Annotated in this window: 20 protein-coding genes; all 20 read left to right on the plus strand. The window is 33.6% G+C overall.

Translation table 11 applies throughout. The annotated features are described in order from the left end of the window. Nucleotides 1-63: 63 nt before the first annotated feature. Nucleotides 64-1,089, plus strand: coding sequence for a UDP-3-O-(3-hydroxymyristoyl)glucosamine N-acyltransferase (gene lpxD / locus UH7x_RS17030; protein ID WP_482361121.1), 1,026 nt, complete (start codon nt 64-66; stop codon nt 1,087-1,089). Next, nucleotides 1,082-2,482, plus strand: coding sequence for a bifunctional UDP-3-O-[3-hydroxymyristoyl] N-acetylglucosamine deacetylase/3-hydroxyacyl-ACP dehydratase (locus UH7x_RS17035; protein ID WP_482361122.1), 1,401 nt, complete (start codon nt 1,082-1,084; stop codon nt 2,480-2,482). The genes lpxD and UH7x_RS17035 overlap by 8 nt, the downstream gene beginning before the upstream one ends. A 7-nt stretch (nt 2,483-2,489) precedes the next feature. After that, nucleotides 2,490-3,275: an acyl-ACP--UDP-N-acetylglucosamine O-acyltransferase gene (lpxA, locus tag UH7x_RS17040; RefSeq protein ID WP_482361123.1), complete on the plus strand. Its 786-nt coding sequence runs from the start codon at nt 2,490-2,492 to the stop codon at nt 3,273-3,275. A 6-nt stretch (nt 3,276-3,281) separates the two neighbouring features. Further along, complete coding sequence (efp, locus tag UH7x_RS17045) at nt 3,282-3,848, plus strand: elongation factor P (RefSeq protein WP_482361124.1); 567 nt, start codon at nt 3,282-3,284, stop codon at nt 3,846-3,848. Nucleotides 3,849-3,885: 37 nt separating this feature from the next. Continuing rightward, the gene (locus UH7x_RS17050; protein WP_482361125.1) at nt 3,886-4,821 is read left to right on the plus strand and encodes a UDP-3-O-(3-hydroxymyristoyl)glucosamine N-acyltransferase; all 936 of its coding nucleotides are present in this window, start codon (nt 3,886-3,888) and stop codon (nt 4,819-4,821) included. A gap of 69 nt (nt 4,822-4,890) precedes the next feature. Then, on the plus strand, nt 4,891-5,763 hold the full coding sequence (sucD, locus tag UH7x_RS17055; protein ID WP_482361126.1) for a succinate--CoA ligase subunit alpha: 873 nt from the start codon (nt 4,891-4,893) through the stop codon (nt 5,761-5,763). Nucleotides 5,764-5,888: 125 nt separating this feature from the next. After that, nucleotides 5,889-6,635: a 3-oxoacyl-[acyl-carrier-protein] reductase gene (gene fabG, locus UH7x_RS17060; protein WP_482361127.1), complete on the plus strand. Its 747-nt coding sequence runs from the start codon at nt 5,889-5,891 to the stop codon at nt 6,633-6,635. A gap of 63 nt (nt 6,636-6,698) precedes the next feature. Further along, nucleotides 6,699-8,717, plus strand: coding sequence for a VWA domain-containing protein (locus tag UH7x_RS17065; protein ID WP_482361128.1), 2,019 nt, complete (start codon nt 6,699-6,701; stop codon nt 8,715-8,717). Between the two features lie 11 nt (nt 8,718-8,728). After that, on the plus strand, nt 8,729-9,544 hold the full coding sequence (locus tag UH7x_RS17070) for a prohibitin family protein (RefSeq protein ID WP_482361129.1): 816 nt from the start codon (nt 8,729-8,731) through the stop codon (nt 9,542-9,544). 249 nt (nt 9,545-9,793) lie between these two features. Continuing rightward, entirely contained in the window at nt 9,794-10,651 is an 858-nt protein-coding gene (hisG, locus tag UH7x_RS17075) for an ATP phosphoribosyltransferase (RefSeq protein ID WP_482361130.1), read from the plus strand. 8 nt (nt 10,652-10,659) lie between these two features. Then, nucleotides 10,660-11,109 (plus strand): GNAT family N-acetyltransferase, encoded by a 450-nt coding sequence (locus UH7x_RS17080; RefSeq protein WP_482361131.1) that lies wholly within the window; start codon nt 10,660-10,662, stop codon nt 11,107-11,109. Beyond that, nucleotides 11,106-12,392: a histidinol dehydrogenase gene (gene hisD / locus UH7x_RS17085; RefSeq protein ID WP_482361132.1), complete on the plus strand. Its 1,287-nt coding sequence runs from the start codon at nt 11,106-11,108 to the stop codon at nt 12,390-12,392. Before UH7x_RS17080 ends, hisD begins: the two co-directional genes overlap by 4 nt. Next, nucleotides 12,389-13,438 carry a histidinol-phosphate transaminase gene (gene hisC, locus UH7x_RS17090; protein WP_482361133.1) on the plus strand — a complete coding sequence of 350 codons (1,050 nt, stop codon included), beginning with the start codon at nt 12,389-12,391 and terminating at the stop codon, nt 13,436-13,438. The genes hisD and hisC overlap by 4 nt, the downstream gene beginning before the upstream one ends. Continuing rightward, entirely contained in the window at nt 13,431-14,597 is a 1,167-nt protein-coding gene (gene hisB, locus UH7x_RS17095) for a bifunctional histidinol-phosphatase/imidazoleglycerol-phosphate dehydratase HisB (protein WP_482361134.1), read from the plus strand. Before hisC ends, hisB begins: the two co-directional genes overlap by 8 nt. A gap of 1 nt (nt 14,598) precedes the next feature. Continuing rightward, nucleotides 14,599-15,180 carry an imidazole glycerol phosphate synthase subunit HisH gene (hisH, locus tag UH7x_RS17100; RefSeq protein ID WP_482361135.1) on the plus strand — a complete coding sequence of 194 codons (582 nt, stop codon included), beginning with the start codon at nt 14,599-14,601 and terminating at the stop codon, nt 15,178-15,180. Between the two features lie 13 nt (nt 15,181-15,193). Next, entirely contained in the window at nt 15,194-15,922 is a 729-nt protein-coding gene (gene hisA, locus UH7x_RS17105; protein WP_482361136.1) for a 1-(5-phosphoribosyl)-5-[(5-phosphoribosylamino)methylideneamino]imidazole-4-carboxamide isomerase, read from the plus strand. Further along, on the plus strand, nt 15,922-16,437 hold the full coding sequence (locus tag UH7x_RS17110) for a DinB family protein (RefSeq protein ID WP_482361137.1): 516 nt from the start codon (nt 15,922-15,924) through the stop codon (nt 16,435-16,437). The genes hisA and UH7x_RS17110 overlap by 1 nt, the downstream gene beginning before the upstream one ends. A 3-nt stretch (nt 16,438-16,440) precedes the next feature. Further along, nucleotides 16,441-17,196, plus strand: coding sequence for an imidazole glycerol phosphate synthase subunit HisF (gene hisF, locus UH7x_RS17115; RefSeq protein WP_482361138.1), 756 nt, complete (start codon nt 16,441-16,443; stop codon nt 17,194-17,196). Between the two features lie 16 nt (nt 17,197-17,212). After that, a complete protein-coding gene (locus UH7x_RS17120) occupies nt 17,213-17,794 on the plus strand; it encodes a GNAT family N-acetyltransferase (RefSeq protein WP_482361139.1) in 582 nt (193 codons plus the stop codon). 73 nt (nt 17,795-17,867) lie between these two features. Next, a complete protein-coding gene (hisIE, locus tag UH7x_RS17125) occupies nt 17,868-18,467 on the plus strand; it encodes a bifunctional phosphoribosyl-AMP cyclohydrolase/phosphoribosyl-ATP diphosphatase HisIE (protein ID WP_482361140.1) in 600 nt (199 codons plus the stop codon). Nucleotides 18,468-18,532 lie beyond the last annotated feature (65 nt).

The raw sequence follows: 18,532 nt of genomic DNA on the forward strand, positions 1-18,532 counted from the left end.
TATACATTTAAGATAGTTTCTTATTACTTTTGTAACACAACTAGCATAATAACTTAAACTAATTTGGAATTTACGGCGGGTCAAATTGCAGGCATTTTAGAAGGTGAAGTCGATGGTAATCCAGATATCGCGGTTCACAAATTAGCAAAAATTGAAGACGGTGAAATCGGGTCTTTGACCTTTTTGGCAAATCCGAAATACACCTCTTTTATATATTCTACCAAAGCATCAATAACACTTGTAAATAGAGACTTCGTTCCTGAACAAGATTATACTACAACCTTAATTAAAGTAGAAGACGCATACCATTCTTTTTCTAAATTACTTCAATATTATAGTGAATCAAAAGTCACGAAAGTAGGTATTGATAATCCCGTTTATAAAACCGACAGTTTAATACACGGTAGCGATTTATACATTGGCGCCTTTTCATATATAGGGGATAATGTCAGGTTCGGTAACAATGTAAAGATTCATCCGAATGTCTATATTGGTGATAATGTAACTTTAGGTGATAATGTTATTGTTTTTGCTGGTGGTAAAATTCATCAAGATTCTATTATAGGTGATGATTGTGTCATAAATAGTGGCGCTATAATTGGTGCAGACGGATTTGGTTTTGCTCCAGATGGAAAAGGAGGCTACACAAAAATCCCTCAGACGGGTAATGTAATCTTAGAAGATAATGTAGATATTGGAGCAGGCACAACAATAGATCGTGCTACCATGGGCTCAACTATATTGCGTAAAGGTGTTAAATTGGATAATCAAATTCAAATAGCACATAATGTTGAAATAGGGGAGTACACAGTAATTGCAGCACAAACGGGCGTTGCAGGTTCAACCAAAATTGGTAAGCATTGTATGATTGGTGGTCAAGTAGGAATAGTTGGCCATATAACTATTGGAGATAATGTTAGAATACAGGCGCAAGCGGGTATAGGTAGAAGTGTAAAAGACGACGAAATAATTCAGGGTTCACCAGCTTTTAATTATGGTGAATTTAGCAAGTCTTATGTGCACTTTAAAAATCTACCAAAAATTGTAAAACGGATTGATAAACTCGAAAAAAAAAATAATTGTGAGTAATACCACAAGAAAACAACGTACGATAACTAAAGAAATCATCTTAAAAGGTGTTGGTCTTCATACTGGTGAAAACGTCACCATGAAATTTTTACCAGCTCCTATAAATCATGGTTACAAGTTTAAAAGAGTTGATATTGAAGGTGAACCGGTAATTGAGGCCGATGCCAACTATGTTGTAAATACACAACGCGGTACCAATATTGAGAAAAACGGAGTTAAGATTCAAACATCAGAGCATGTGCTAGCAGCATGTGTTGGATTGGAAATAGATAATGTTCTTATTGAATTAAATTCTTCGGAGCCTCCTATTATGGATGGGTCATCTAAATTTTTTGTTGAAGCTTTAGAAGCTGCAGGAACAGAAGAGCAAGATGCGGATTGCGATGAATATATAGTTAAGGAGGTAATTACATATAGAGACGATTCTACAGGAAGCGAAATTACTGTAATACCATCTAGTGAATACCAAGTTACCACAATGGTAGATTTTGGCACTAAAATATTAGGGACTCAAAACGCAACCTTAGAGACAATTTCGGATTTTAAATCAGAAATAGCAGACGCTCGAACTTTTAGTTTTCTTCATGAACTAGAAGCATTATTAGAAAACGGTCTAATTAAAGGTGGAGATTTAAATAATGCCATTGTTTATGTAGATAAGGAAATTTCTGATGCTACTATGAAGAAGCTTGAGAAAGCTTTTGATAAGAAAAAATTATCTGTAAAGCCTAATGGTATTCTTGATAACTTAACTTTACATCAGCCCAATGAGGCTGCAAGACATAAGTTATTAGATGTTATTGGCGATCTAGCCTTAATAGGAACTCGAATTCGAGGAAAGGTAATTGCGAATAAACCAGGGCATTTTGTCAATACACAGTTTGCTCAGAAATTGAGTAAAATAATAAAGCAGGAAAAACGCAATAATGTTCCTAGTTACGATTTGAACAAACCACCTTTGATGGATGTAGTTCAGATTATGGAAAAACTACCACACCGACCACCATTTTTATTAGTAGATCAGATATTAGAACTTTCAGAAACTCATGTTGTAGGTCTTAAAAATGTGACCATGAATGAGCCGTTCTTCGTTGGACATTTTCCAGGTGCACCAGTAATGCCAGGTGTTTTACAATTAGAAGCAATGGCGCAAACAGGAGGTATTTTGGTTTTAAACACAGTGCCAGACCCTGAAAATTATTTGACGTATTTGCTTAAGATTGATAAAGTTCGATACAAGCAACAAGTGGTGCCAGGAGACACATTGGTTTTTAAACTAGATTTAATGTCACCTATTAGAAGAGGATTATGTCAAATGCATGCAAAGGCATACACAAATGGAAAACTAGCTTCGGAAGCGGAGATAATGGCCCAAATAGTTAAAGTCAAATAAAACTAGAATGAATCAACCCCTAGCTTATATTCATCCCGGAGCCAAGATTGCCAAAAATGTTGTTGTAGAACCATTTACCACTATTCACAATAATGTGACCATAGGTGATGGTACTTGGATAGGATCCAATGTTACTATTATGGAAGGTGCAAGAATTGGTAAAAATTGTAATATTTTTCCAGGAGCTGTAATTTCGGCACCACCACAAGATTTAAAATACGACGGTGAAGATACTACGGTAACCATTGGTAATGGAACTACTATTCGAGAATGTGCTACCATACACAAAGGTACTTCCGATAGACATAAAACTGTAATTGGTAAAAATTGCTTGATAATGGCGTATTGCCATGTTGCCCACGATTGTCTAATAGGTAACAATTGTATTTTTTCAAATAATTCTACTTTAGCTGGTCATGTAACTATTGGAGACAATGTTATTTTGGCGGGTCTTGTAGCGGTGCATCAATTTGTGTCGATTGGAAATCATGCATTTGTAACTGGCGGTTCGTTAGTACGTAAAGATGTACCACCGTATGTGAAAGCAGCTAGGGAGCCTTTATCTTATGTGGGTATTAATTCAATAGGACTTAGGCGAAGAGGTATTCCTTCAGAGAAAATTAGAGAGATTCAGAACATATACCGTATTCTTTACCAAAAGAATTTTAATAATTCGCAAGCGGCACAAATAATAGAAGCAGAGATGGAGGCGACTCCAGAGCGAGATGAAATATTACAATTTATTAGAAATTCACAGCGCGGAATAATGAAAGGCTATTTTAGCACAAATTAAGAAAACATGGCATCTACATCAGATATTAGAAAAGGACTTTGTATTCGTTACAATAACGATATTTATAAAATTATAGAATTTCTTCACGTAAAACCAGGTAAAGGTCCTGCTTTTGTGAGAACTAAATTAAGAAGTGTATCATCTGGAAAAGTTTTAGATAATACTTTTTCAGCGGGACATAAAATTGAAGATGTACGTGTTGAAACTAGATCTTATCAGTTTTTATATGCTGTAGATCAGACTTTTCATTTTATGAATACGGACGATTATAACCAAATTGAGTTACAAAAAGATACTTTAGATTCACCAGATTTATTAAAAGAAGGTGAAGTAGTTACCATTCTTTTTAATACTGAAGATAGTATGCCATTATCTGTAGATATGCCAGCAAGTGTTGTACTTACAGTAACCTATACAGAACCTGGTGTAAAAGGTAACACTGCTACTAATGCAACAAAACCTGCTACAGTTGAAACAGGAGCTGAAATTAATGTTCCATTATTCATAAACGAAGGAGATAAGATAAAAGTTGATACTTCGAATAATTCATATATGGAAAGAGTAAAAGAATAATAACTATTTTTTTACCAATTGATTTAGATTTTAAGAAATGAAGTTTCCAACAACATATACGCTCAAACAGATTTCCGATATTCTTGGAGTAGCATATGTTGGTGCTGATGACTTTCCGGTTACGGGTATGAATGAAATTCATGTAGTTGAATCAGGAGATATCGTTTTTGTTGATCACCCCAAGTATTACGACAAAGCACTGTCTTGTGCTGCTACAACCGTACTAATCAATAAAAAAGTTGATTGCCCTGATGGAAAGTCATTATTAATTTCGGATGACCCTTTTAGTGATTTCAACAAACTGTCTCAGTTTTTCAAACCTTTTGAAAAATCTGTAACGTCAATTTCTTCTTCAGCTAAAATAGGTAAGAATACCATAATTCAACCAAACGTTTTTATTGGAAACAATGTGGAGATCGGAGAGAATTGTTTAATTCATGCTAATGTAGCTTTGTATGATGGTTGTATTATTGGCGATAACGTAATAATTCAATCGGGATCAGTTTTAGGTTCAGATGCGTTTTATTTTAAAAATAGACCTGAAGGTTTCGATAAATTGAAATCTTGTGGAAATGTAGTTGTAAAAAATAATGTTGAAATAGGAGCTAGCTGTACTATTGATAAAGGAGTTACCGGTAGTACGATTATTGGCGAAGGCACCAAATTAGATAATCAAGTTCAAATTGGACATGATACTGTAATTGGTAAAAAATGTTTGATAGCCGCGCAATGTGGAATTGCCGGTTGTGTGATTATTGAAGATGAAGTTACACTTTGGGGACAAGTTGGTGTGACAAGCGCAATAAAAATTGGAAAAGGAGCGATAGTATTAGCGCAGACTGGTATATCAAAATCGATTGCGGGTGGTAAAACATATTTCGGTAGTCCAGTTGAAGAAGCTCGAAAAAAATTAAAACAAATGGCTGATGTGAAGAAAATTCCATCAATTATAGAAAAATTAAAGCAACAATGATCAACTTAGCTTTGCAATTCAAATCAAAGCTATATTTTTGTGCAGCGAAAAAAATAAACCACATACCCTATGAGTGTTCTAGTAAATAAAGATTCAAAAATAATTGTACAAGGTTTTACCGGTAGTGAAGGTACTTTTCATGCCGAACAAATGATTGAATACGGTACCAATGTAGTTGGTGGTGTTACTCCAGGTAAAGGAGGTCAAGAGCATTTGGGTAGACCAGTTTTTAATACAGTTGAACAAGCTGTAAAAGAAGTTGGCGCAGATACCACTATTATTTTTGTTCCACCAGCATTTGCAGCAGATGCAATAATGGAAGCAGCGGATGCAGGTATTAAAGTTATTATTACAATTACTGAAGGTATTCCAGTAGCAGATATGGTAAAGGCTTCTAATTATATCGCTAATCGCGATTGCAGATTAGTTGGTCCTAACTGCCCAGGGGTAATTACGCCAGGTGAAGCTAAAGTTGGTATTATGCCAGGTTTCGTTTTCAAAAAAGGAAATGTTGGAGTAGTTTCAAAATCAGGTACATTAACCTATGAAGCAGCTGATCAAGTTGTTCGCCAAGGATTAGGAATTACAACGGCAATTGGAATTGGTGGTGATCCAATTATTGGCACTACTACTAAAGAGGCTGTGGAATTATTAATAAACGATCCAGAAACCGAATGTGTAGTTATGATTGGTGAAATTGGTGGTCAATTAGAAGCAGATGCGGCCAATTGGTATAAAGCTAGTGGAAGTAAAAAACCAATTGTTGGTTTTATAGCTGGTGAAACAGCACCTGCAGGAAGAACTATGGGACACGCTGGTGCAATCGTTGGTGGTAGTGATGATACTGCACAAGCTAAGAAGCAAATTATGCGTGATTGTGGAATTCATGTAGTTGATTCTCCTGCCGAAATAGGCAAAAAAGTAAAAGAAGTAATGGGATAATTATTTCATTGATATAGAACAAAGGCCATCAGAATTTTTTCGGATGGCTTTTTTTCTTTCGTCTATCAAAGAACAAGACTTATATTTGAAGAACTGCTTGATTATTGACATTAAAAAGAGTTAAAATGAAACTTCTTGAAGGAAAAAATGTAATTGTTACCGGTGCAAGCCGAGGAATAGGTAAAGGAATAGCCGAAGTAATTGCAGAACATGGAGCAAATGTTGCATTTACGTACAGTTCAAGTGAAGCACCTGCTTTGGAACTTGAAAAGGAACTTACGGCAAAAGGAGTAAAGGCAAAGGCATATAAAAGTAATGCTGCCAGTTTTGCTGAATCAGAAGCTTTGGTAGCAAAAGTTCTTGAAGATTTTGGCGGAATAGATGTTTTAATAAATAACGCAGGCATTACTAAAGACAATCTTTTAATGCGCATGGGTGAAGATGATTTTGATACTGTAATCGAAATAAATCTAAAGTCAGTTTTTAATATGACAAAAGCTGTACAACGTACCTTTTTAAAGCAACGTGCCGGTTCTATAATTAACATGAGTAGTGTTGTGGGTGTAAAAGGTAATGCAGGGCAGGCAAACTATGCAGCGTCAAAAGCAGGTATGATAGGCTTTACAAAATCAATTGCCTTGGAATTAGGTTCCAGAAATATTCGTTGTAATGCTATCGCACCTGGATTTATAGAAACGGAAATGACTGCTAAACTAGATGAGAAAACAGTACAAGGTTGGCGCGAAGGAATTCCACTAAAAAGAGGGGGCTCTCCAGAAGATATTGCCAACGCATGTTTATTCTTGGCATCAGACCTTTCTGGATACATCACTGGTCAGGTTTTAAATGTTGATGGCGGTATGCTTACCTAGATTAGAGTGTTTTTATTTCTCATACTTAGCTCTTAATTCTGTCCTTAAAATATAATTTTTTAAATGGATACTCAAACAGTACTATTAATAATCCTTGCAGCTTTTGTGGCTCTAGGGTTGGTACTGTTTCAGTATTTTAATAAATCAAAGAAAGGCGGAAAACTGCCACTTATTCTATCGCTGCTGCGATTTATCACTTGGTTTGGAGCGTTTTTATTATTAATAAATCCCAAATTTTCGAAAGACGAATATTCCGTAGAAAAAACCAATCTACTTGTACTTACCGATAATTCTTCTTCAATTTCTGTTTACAGAGAATCAGTGCAAAGTATACTGGATGAGCTTAATACTGCGAATGGTATATCCACAAAATATAAAATTAGTAATTACACATTTGGCTCAGAATTAAAACCAGTCGATAGTATTTCATTTTCTGAAAAATCTACTAATATTGGTAAGGCCTTAAGGACATTAAATGAAATTTATAGAAATAATACTGCTGTAGTTTTACTTACTGATGGAAATCAAACCTTAGGTACAGACTACGTTTACGGACTTAATAATAGCAAACTACAAATTTATCCCGTTGCCATTGGTGATACTACACAATATGAAGATGTGCGTATTAATCAAGTAAATGCTAACAAGTACGCTTTCCTAAAAAATAAATATCCCGTTGAACTTTTTATTTCTTACGAAGGACCAAATACTATTTCCAAATCGGTTTCTATTACTTTGGATGGTAAAAGGGTATTTAGAGAAAATGTAAAACTGTCAAGTCTTAATAACACAAAAGTAATTAATGCTTTATTAGATGCTGGTTCGGTAGGTACTAAATATTTGGAGGTTTCAGTGGCAACCATTGATGGGGAACGAAATATAAATAACAATAAAAAAACACTAACTGTAGAAGTAATAGACGAAAAGACAAATGTTGCTATTGTATCAGATGTGATGCACCCAGATATTGGTGTTCTAAAAAAGGCAATAGAAAGAAATGAGCAACGTTCAGTTCGAATGATTAAGCCAACTGAGAAGCAATTAGATGAAATAGACATATTTATATTATATCAACCAACAGCTTCATTTAAGTCATTATATGAATATATTCAAAGAAAAAAAGTCAACATTTTGTCAATTTTTGGGCCAAATACAGATTTTAGGTTTGTTAATAGAATTCAAAAACAATTTATATTAGATACAAATTATCCATTACAAGAAATTCTGCCGATTAAAAACGAAGGGTTTACAAAATTTGATATTTCTAATATTTCATTTGCAAACTATCCACCTTTAGATTCTGATGTGGGACCTATTATGATTATTGGTGAATACGAAACGCTTTTACAAATGCAAATAAAGGGTCAAATAATGGAATCACCTTTATTGTCAGTTATTTCTGATGGAGATACAAAGAGTGTACTACTTGTCGGAGAAAATATTTGGAAATGGAGAATACAAGATTTTAGAAATAATCAAAATTTTCAAGAATTTGATGAATTGATTGGTAAAATAATGATTTATTTGTCTGATAATCAGTCAAAAGAAAGATTAACTTTAGACTTCAAATCTGTATATGAAGGTAGTAACGAGGCGATGATAAACGCTAGTTATTTTAATCAAACTTTTGATTTTGATTCGAATGCTGGTTTAGAATTACGATTAAAAAATAAAGATACCGGAATATCTTCAGAAATTCCAATGCTTCTTAAAAATGGGTATTATCAGTCTGATTTAAGTAATCAGTCCCCTGGTGAATATCAATTTACCGTTGTTGTTGCGAATGAAGGTTTATCAAAGTCAGGAGTTTTTAGAATTCTCGATTATGATGTAGAACAACAATTTGTTTCAACTAATGATAATAAATTGAATCAATTAGCAGAACAAAGTGGTGGAAGCTTATATTATTCAGATAATACAGCTGCGCTTATCAAAGCACTGACAGACGATGAGCGTTATTTACCGGTACAATCAAGCACTAAAAAAGTCGTATCTTTGATAGATTTTAGAATCCTCTTAGGTATTATTGTATTTACACTTGCATTAGAATGGATTTTGAGAAAATATAACGGATTACTTTAAACACTATATCAATGGATAAATTACCAAAAATTGCACTACCAGTTGTTTTTGCAGCTGTATTACTTATTATTTTAATTTCTAAATCTGCAGTAACCATAAATTCTGGTGAAGCAGGCGTGCTTTATAAAACATTTGGAGGTGGTGTTGTTACTGATGAGCCACCATTAGGAGAAGGTTTTCATGTTGTTGCCCCTTGGAATAAAGTTTTTATTTATGAAGTGAGACAACAAGAGGTAATGGAGAAAATGAATGTTTTATCTAGTAATGGTTTAGATATTAAATTAGAAGCCTCAGCTTGGTTCGAACCTAAAAGAGAGTCATTAGGGAAATTACATCAAGAAAAAGGAGCACAATACATACAGCGTGTACTTTTACCGACGATAAGATCAGCGGCTAGAAGTGTTGTTGGTAGATATACTCCAGAACAATTGTACTCTAGTAAAAGAGATGCCATACAACAAGAAATATTTGACGAGACACAAAAAATTGTTGAAGGAGAGTATATTCAATTAAATGAAATACTGGTAAGAGATGTAACCTTACCACCGACGATTAAAGATGCCATTGAGCGTAAACTAAAGCAAGAACAAGAATCTTTAGAATATGAGTTTAGATTGGTTACTGCTAAGAAAGAAGCCGAAAAAGTAACTATAGAAGCACAGGGTAAGGCAGATGCTAATAAAATACTTAGTGCATCATTAACTGATAAGATATTACAAGACAAGGGTATTGATGCAACATTGAAATTATCAGAGTCGCCAAATACAAAGGTTATAGTCGTAGGTGGTGGTGAATCGGGATTACCAATAATCTTAGGAAATAATTAAAATTGTTGCGATTACTGTTTAGAAAACGAAAAAGTGTTCAATTTTGAACTTTTCTTTTGTTAAATCTAAAAAACCTTTTACATTTACCAAGTAATGAGAAATAACAATACACATCATCATTTTTACTACTGCGCTCAAGCGAGGTAAAAATGTATTGTAGTATTACAAGATAATTTATAACCCGTTTGAGAAATCAAGCGGGTTTTGTATTTAAACCTACTTGTTTATCTCAAACTTTAAAGTGATAAAATGACTAAAATTAGAATTGCAATTCAAAAATCTGGCAGACTCAATGAAGATTCGTTACGTATACTAAAAGACTGTGGTATATCTATTGACAATGGAAAAGATCAATTAAAAGCGTCTTCTCGAAATTTTCCACTTGAAGTGTTTTATTTAAGAAATGGAGATATTCCGCAGTATCTTAGAGACGGAGTTGTAGATATCGCCATAATTGGTGAGAATGTTTTAATCGAAAAAGGTGATGATATAGAATTTGTTGAAAAGCTAGGTTTTTCAAAATGTAAAGTATCATTAGCGGTACCCAAAGCTGTAAAATATAATTCTGTAAAAGATTTTGAAGGTAAGCGTATTGCAACCAGCTATCCGAATACAGTACGAAATTATTTAGTAGGAAAAGGGGTAAAGGCAGATTTACATATTATTAATGGATCTGTAGAAATTGCACCGAATATTGGTTTAGCAGATGGCATTTGCGATATCGTTTCTAGCGGTAGCACTTTGTTTAAAAATAACTTGAAAGAGGTTGAAGTAATGTTAAAAAGTGAAGCAGTTTTAGCGGTTTCACCAAAGATATCAGAACAAAGAAGAGCAATCTTAACAAAGATGCAATTTAGAATTAAGTCTGTCTTAAAGGCGCGTCAATCCAAATATGTATTGATGAATGCTCCAAATAATAAATTAGATGAAATTCTAAAATTATTACCAGGTATGAGAAGCCCAACAGTATTACCTTTAGCTGAAGAAGGATGGAGTTCTGTACATACAGTTATTAATAGTGATACTTTTTGGGAGGTAATCGACGAATTGAAAACAGCAGGAGCAGAAGGAATATTAGTTTGTCCTATTGAAAAAATGGTATTATAATATTGAGGATGAATATCGACTATACTATCGAGCTTATTCCTTATAAAAATATGGAGATTATTCTTCCGTTGGTTTCAGCTTTAAACAATGATAAAATAGAATATGCCATACTACAAAAAAGACTAAAAAACATGTTGTCGATGGGTGGGTATGAGTGTATTGGTGTTTATGACAAAGAAGAATTAATCGCAATATGTGGAATTTGGGTTTTGAATAAATTTTATTCTGGGAAACATATAGAACCTGATAATGTTTTTGTTAAAGCTGAGTATAGAAATTTGGGAGTTGGACAACTGATGATCGATTGGTTATTGAACTATGCAAAACAAATTGGCTGTAGCGGATTAGAGGTAAACTGTTATGTTTCAAACATAAAAGCAAAACAATTTTGGGAACGACAAGGTTTTGATCCTATTGGACATCACTTTTTAATGAAACTTGATTCAAATAGAAAATGAATAGAATAGTTAATCCGGCACAAAAAGATTGGAAGGAAGTTTTAAAACGACCTACACAAACGGTATCTGATATTGAGAGCACGGTGAACACTGTGTTTGCAGAAGTTAAGGCAAACGGTGACAGTGCTTTAAAAAGTTATACAGCGAAGTTTGATGGTGTTTCTATTTCCAATTTTGAAGTTTCTGAAGGTGAAATTGCTGCAGCTATAGAATTAGTACCATTCGAATTAAAGAATGCCATTCAATTAGCGAAAACTAATATTTACAATTTTCACAAAGCGCAAAAAACGAATAGCGTAAAAGTAGAGACAGTTGGTGGTGTGCAATGCTGGCAAGAAAAAAGACCAATTCAAAAGGTTGGATTATATATTCCAGGAGGAACTGCACCTTTGTTTTCAACAATTTTAATGTTAGCTGTACCGGCTTCTATTGCTGGTTGTAATGACGTAGTTTTATGTACGCCTCCAAATAAAGAAGGAGCGATTAATCCAGTAATATTATATGCCGCAAGTTTATGTGGTGTTTCTAAGATTTATAAAGTAGGCGGAATACAAGCGATTGCTGCAATGACATTTGGTACGGAGAGTATTTCACAAGTCTACAAAATATTCGGTCCAGGAAATCAATATGTAACAGTAGCTAAACAAATAGCTACAAAACACGGTGTAGCAATTGATATGCCTGCTGGTCCGAGTGAGTTATTAGTAGTCGCAGATGATTCAGCGAACGCAGCTTTTGTAGCCTCAGATTTATTAAGTCAAGCTGAGCATGGTATTGATAGTCAAGTGATTTTAGTTTCTAAATCTGAAAAGTTAATTGATGCTGTTGAAGAAGAAATTCAGAAACAAATTCAAGATTTACCAAGAAAAGATATTGCTAAAAAAGCAATAGCAAATAGTAAGCTTATTTTTATTGATGACGATACATCTGCAATCAATTTAATTAATGAATACGGACCTGAGCATTATATTATTTGTGTAGAGAACGAAGATTTGTATCTTGATAACATAACAAACGCTGGTTCTGTTTTTATTGGGAATTACACTCCAGAGAGCGCAGGTGATTATGCTTCAGGCACAAATCACACGCTGCCAACGAATGGTTATGCCAAACAATACAGTGGTGTAAATCTCGATAGCTTTACTAAAAGCATGACTTTTCAAAAAATTAATGAAGAGGGAATAAAAAATATCGGTAAGGCCATTGAATTAATGGCAGAAGCAGAGGGCTTACAAGCACATAAAAATGCAGTTACATTACGATTGAAAAGTTTAAAAGAATGAGCTTCAATTTAGATAATATAGTAAGAGAGAACGTGAAACGGCTTAGTCCGTATTCTTCTGCTCGCGATGAATTTGTTTCTAACGGTTCTGCAATGGTATTTTTAGATGCAAATGAAAACCCGTATGATAATGGGGTAAATAGATATCCAGATCCGCAACAACGCAAGTTAAAAGCAATTCTTACGATGCAGCGTAATGTGAAATCACAGAACATTCTTTTAGGTAACGGAAGTGACGAAGTTTTGGATTTAATTTTTAGAGCATTTTGTGAACCTAAATTAGATAATGTTATTACACTTCCACCGACTTATGGCATGTACAAAGTACTTGCAGGGGTTAATGATATTGAAAATCGTGAAGTATTTTTAACTGATGATTTTCAAATCGACGTTGAAGCTATACTTACTAAAGTTGATAATCATACAAAATTGATTTTTATTTGTTCACCGAACAATCCTACAGGTAATAGCATCAATGAAAAATCTATTGAAACACTGCTAACTAAATTTAAGGGTTTATTAGTTATAGATGAAGCATATATTGACTTTTCACCAAAGGAAAGTTGGATAAAAAAGCTTAAGGTTTACCCTAATTTAATTGTTACTCAAACCTTGTCAAAAGCATATGGCATGGCGGGTATACGATTAGGTATTTGTATGGCGTCTGTAGAAATTATAGCTGTTTTAAACAAAATTAAACCGCCCTATAATGTTAATGAATTAACTCAAAATCAAGCAATAAAAAGAATTTCGAATTCACAAAGAATAAATTCTGAAGTAAATGAAATATTAAATCAGAAAAATATTCTAACTCAAATGCTACCTAATATTTCATTTATTAAAAAGGTATACCCTTCAGATGCAAATTTTTTGTTAGTAAAAGTTGATGATGCCAATAAACGTTATAAACAATTGCTTGAACAAGGTGTAGTAATAAGAAATAGAACCAATCAGGTTTTATGTGAGAATACGTTGAGATTTACTATTGGTAGTATTGAAGAAAGTATAAAATTGGTAAAAGCCTTAAATCTTATTGGTAATGAGTAGTACGAATACAGAAAATATAAATGCCGGTAAAAAGGTGTTATTTATTGATCGCGATGGTACAATAATTAAGGAGACAATAGATGAGCAAATAGACGCTTTCGAAAAAATGATTTTCTACCCGAAGGCATTCACGTATTTAGGTAAAATTGCTAAAGAACTCGATTATGAGTTGGTGATGATTACCAATCAAGATGGTTTGGGCACCGATGTTTTTCCTGAAGATACTTTTTGGCCTGTGCATAATTTCATTTTAAATTCTTTTGAAAATGAAGGTGTAATTTTCGATAAAGTATTTTTAGATAGAACTTTTCCACATGAGAATGCAGCTACAAGAAAACCTGGCACTGGGCTTTTAACCGAATATTTTTCGGAAGCATATGATTTAAAAAATTCCTTTGTAATCGGAGATCGATTAACAGATATGGAGCTAGCCAAAAATCTGGGATCAAAAGGTATATTTATTAATGATGAAACTAATTTAGGTACTGGTGAGATAACTATTAAAAGAGATGAACTTGACGAGCACATTGCGTTGGAAAGTAATGACTGGGAAAAGATTTATGAATTTCTAAAATTGAAGGATCGTAAAGCAGAGACGCACAGAAAAACCAATGAGACAGATATTAAAATTAAATTAAACCTCGATGGTACAGGTAAGAGCGATATTAAAACAGGCTTGGCTTTCTTTGATCATATGTTAGATCAATTGGCCAGACATGGTCAGATGGATTTAGAAATAAAGGTAGACGGTGATTTAGAAGTTGATGAACACCATACTATTGAAGATACAGCAATTGCTTTAGGTGAAGTTTTTGGTACTGCCTTAGGTAATAAATTAGGCATTGAACGTTATGGTTTTTGTTTGCCAATGGATGATTGCTTGGCACAGGTAGCGATCGATTTTGGTGGTAGAAATTGGCTTGTATGGGATGCAGATTTCAATCGAGAAAAAGTAGGTGATATGCCAACTGAAATGTTCTATCATTTTTTTAAATCTTTCACCGATGGTGCGAAAGCAAACTTAAACGTTAAGGTTGAAGGTACTAATGAACATCATAAAATTGAGGCAATCTTTAAAGCGTTTGCCAAGGCAATAAAAATGTCAGTAAAACGCGATGTCGAAAAAATGGTATTACCAAGTACAAAAGGAGTGTTATAAAATGAAAATAGTAATAATTAATTACGGTGCAGGTAATATTCAGAGTATCAAATTCGCCATACAGCGTTTAGGGTATGAAGCTGTTTTGAGCAATAATATAGATGAAATTATCGCTGCGGATAAGGTTATATTTCCTGGGGTAGGTGAGGCTAGTAGTGCAATGTCAAAATTATTAGAAAGTGGACTGCACACTTGCATCACCGAATTAAAACAACCTGTTTTAGGTATCTGTTTGGGAATGCAATTAATGTGTAACTCATCTGAAGAAGGTGATACAAAAGGATTAGGGATTTTTGATATTGATGTTGTCAGATTTTCAAATAAAGTAAAAGTTCCGCAAATAGGATGGAATCAAATCAGCAATTTAAAATCTAACTTGTTTAAAAGCGTAAGTGAAAACGAACATATTTATTTGGTACATAGTTTTTATGCACCCGTTTGTGATGAAACTATTGCCGAGTCTGAATATGATGTGAAATATAGTGCAGCATTACAAAAAGATAATTTTTATGGAACACAGTTCCACCCAGAAAAAAGTAGCGAAGTAGGCGAGTTAATATTACGTAACTTTTTAGAAATTTAAGTGCTATAAAAACATGAGAATTATACCTGCAATTGATATTATAGAAGGGCAATGTGTTCGATTGTCTAAAGGAGATTATGATACTAAAAAAGTATATAATGAAAACCCTCTGGAAGTTGCAAAACAATTCGAAGCACACGGTATTCAGCATTTGCACTTAGTTGATTTAGATGGTGCGAAATCGAAGCACATTGTCAACCATAGAGTGTTAGAACAAATCGCCATAAAAACATCATTAAAAATTGATTTTGGGGGTGGTTTAAAAACTGATGATGATTTGAGAATTGCCTTTGAAAGTGGTGCTGGCCAAATTACTGGTGGCAGTATAGCTGTAAAAGATAGTGAGACTTTTATTGGTTGGATACAGAAATATGGTGCTGATAAAATAATCCTAGGTGCTGATGCTATGGATGAAAAAGTAGCTGTTTCTGGTTGGCAAGAAGAATCTAAAGAAGAGCTAATACCTTTTATACAAGCATATCAAAAACAAGGAATCGAATATGTAATTTGTACAGATATTAGTAAAGACGGTATGTTAGAAGGCCCTTCTTTTAAATTATATGAAAAGATTATAAAAGGCTCGAAAACCAATGGATTAAAATTAATCGCTTCTGGTGGAATTTCGACCTTTGATGAATTACCACGCCTTGCTGAGCTAGGTTGTGAGGGTACAATTATAGGTAAAGCAATTTATGAAAATAGAATTAGCTTAAAACAATTAGAAAATTATATTCTTTCTTAATGGGCGTAGAAGATAAATTAGCACAGGAATTGGTAAACAATGCTTTGTATCGCATGGACGAAAGTACGCGTATGATACAAAAAAGTTTGTTGTCTATTTCGGAAGAAGAAATATGGCAAAAACCAAATGAATCTTTAAATAGCATTGCAAATTTAATTTTGCATTTATGCGGTAATATTAGTCAGTATATAATTTCATCATTAGGAGAAACTGAAGATATTCGAAATCGTGATTTCGAATTTTCAAATGATGCTGGTTATAGTAAAGAAGAATTATTAAAGAAATTAGAAGAAACAGTGGATACTGCTAAGCGAGTTATTTTTGACGTTAAGATAGAACAGCTGCTAAAGGTTAGATCTGTTCAGGGGTTTTCATTTTCAGGTGTGGGTATAATTATGCATGCTGTCGAACATTATTCTTACCATACAGGGCAAATTGCCTTTTGGGTGAAACAACTTAAGAATAAAGACCTTGGCTTTTATGAAGGACGAGATTTAAATACAAAAAACAAATAAAAGGTGCTTGCAAAAAGAATAATTCCCTGTTTAGACATTAAAGACGGTCGAACCGTAAAGGGTGTAAATTTTGTTGATCTTCGTGATGCAGGAGACCCTGTTGAATTAGCCGAAATTTATAGTAGAGAAGGTGCTGATGAATTAGTTTTTCTTGATATATCTGCTACAGAACAAAAACGTAAAACATTGGCAGACTTGGTATATCATGTTGCCAAAAAAGTAAATATTCCGTTTACAGTTGGTGGTGGTATTTCGTCTATTGAAGATGTAGATATTCTACTGCACAATGGAGCAGATAAAGTTTCGATTAATTCTTCTGCGGTTAAAAACCCACAATTAATTAATGATTTAGCGGCTAAGTTTGGTTCACAATGTATTGTAGTTGCAATAGATGCAAAACAGATAGACGGAGAATGGATTGTACATTTGGTAGGGGGCAAGGTGCCTACCGAACGTAAATTGTTTGAATGGGCAAAAGAAGTTGAAGAACGAGGTGCTGGTGAAATATTATTCACCTCAATGGATCATGATGGAACCAAGAATGGCTTTGCAAATATTGCGCTATCAAGATTATCTGAGGAATTAAATATTCCTATTATTGCATCCGGAGGCGCTGGAAACATTCAGCATTTTACAGATACTTTTATTGATGGTAAAGCCGATGCCGCACTAGCAGCAAGTGTATTTCACTTTAAAGAAATTAAAATAAAAACGTTAAAAACGAATTTACAGGATAATGGAATTCCTGTGCGTGTTTAAAAATTGTATAGTAACATTGATTAGAGCAGAGTATAAAGATAAGAAGCTAGTTGTTGATATTTTGGTTGAAGCATTTGAACCACTTGATGATGATAATTCCATCAATTTTGTTCTTAAACAAGATGACAAACGAAAAGAACGAATGACGATTCTAATGGAGTATTTATTTGATAAAGCGATGCGAACAGGTGAGATATTTTTATCAGATAATCGAGCTAGTTGTTTATTAATAACTTATGCGCATAAAGATAAGTTTAGTTTTTCTGCATTAGTATCATCATTAAAATTAGCCTTTAAAGGTATTGGAATAACACGTGTTGGTAAAGTTTTAAAACGACAGAATATTATTAAGCGCAATTATCCAAAAGGAAAATACATACGTCCAATGATCTTTGCTGTTAAAAATGAATATAAAGGTACCACTACAGCGGCAAAATTAATTATGCAGGTATTTAGTGATTTTAAAGACAACACCTTACCGGTAATTGTAGATACAGCTTCTGAAGATCATGTGAAATTATATCAAAAATTTGGATTAAAAATTTTTAATGAAGAGCAAGAATTAGGTTTTCCGATTTATCTTTTGCGAATGAATTAAGTTTAAAAGTTAACGACTATTAATTTGAGATTTCTTCAATCATTTTTAATAGAAGCGAACAAATAAATATAAAATGAAAATAGATTTCGATAAGAACACAGACGGTTTAGTACCAGCTATAATACAAGATGCTACTACTAAAAATGTATTAATGTTAGGGTATATGAATGCTGAAGCGTTAGCAAAAACTGAGGAAACCAAGAAAGTTACTTTTTATAGTCGTTCGAAAAAACGCTTGTGGACAAAAGGTGAAGAGAGTGGCAATTTTCTAAATCTGGTAAGTATTAAAAACGATTGTGATAATGATACTTTATTGGTTTCAGTAAATCCGGTAGGTCCAACATGTCACACAGGTACGGATACATGTTGGAGTGAGAAAAACAATTCAAACTTCGGTTTTTTCTCCCAATTAGAGAATGTAATTGAGCAGCGACGAACTTCTTCCGATTCTAGCAAATCTTATGTTGCTTCGTTATTTGAAAAAGGTATTAATAAGATAGCGCAGAAAGTTGGCGAAGAGGCTGTAGAAACTGTAATAGAAGCTATGGATTCTAACGATGAGCTATTCTTATACGAAAGTGCAGATTTGTTATTCCATTATTTAATATTGCTTCAAGCGAAAGGATTTACACTTAAAGATATTGAAGCAGAACTACTTAATAGACATAAATAATAATTCATTCATTTACTGAGTTGAATACTTGTTTGTAATTATAGAAATTGTGAACTTACTAGGGC

This window comes from Aurantibacter sp. UH7 (assembly GCF_056839165.1).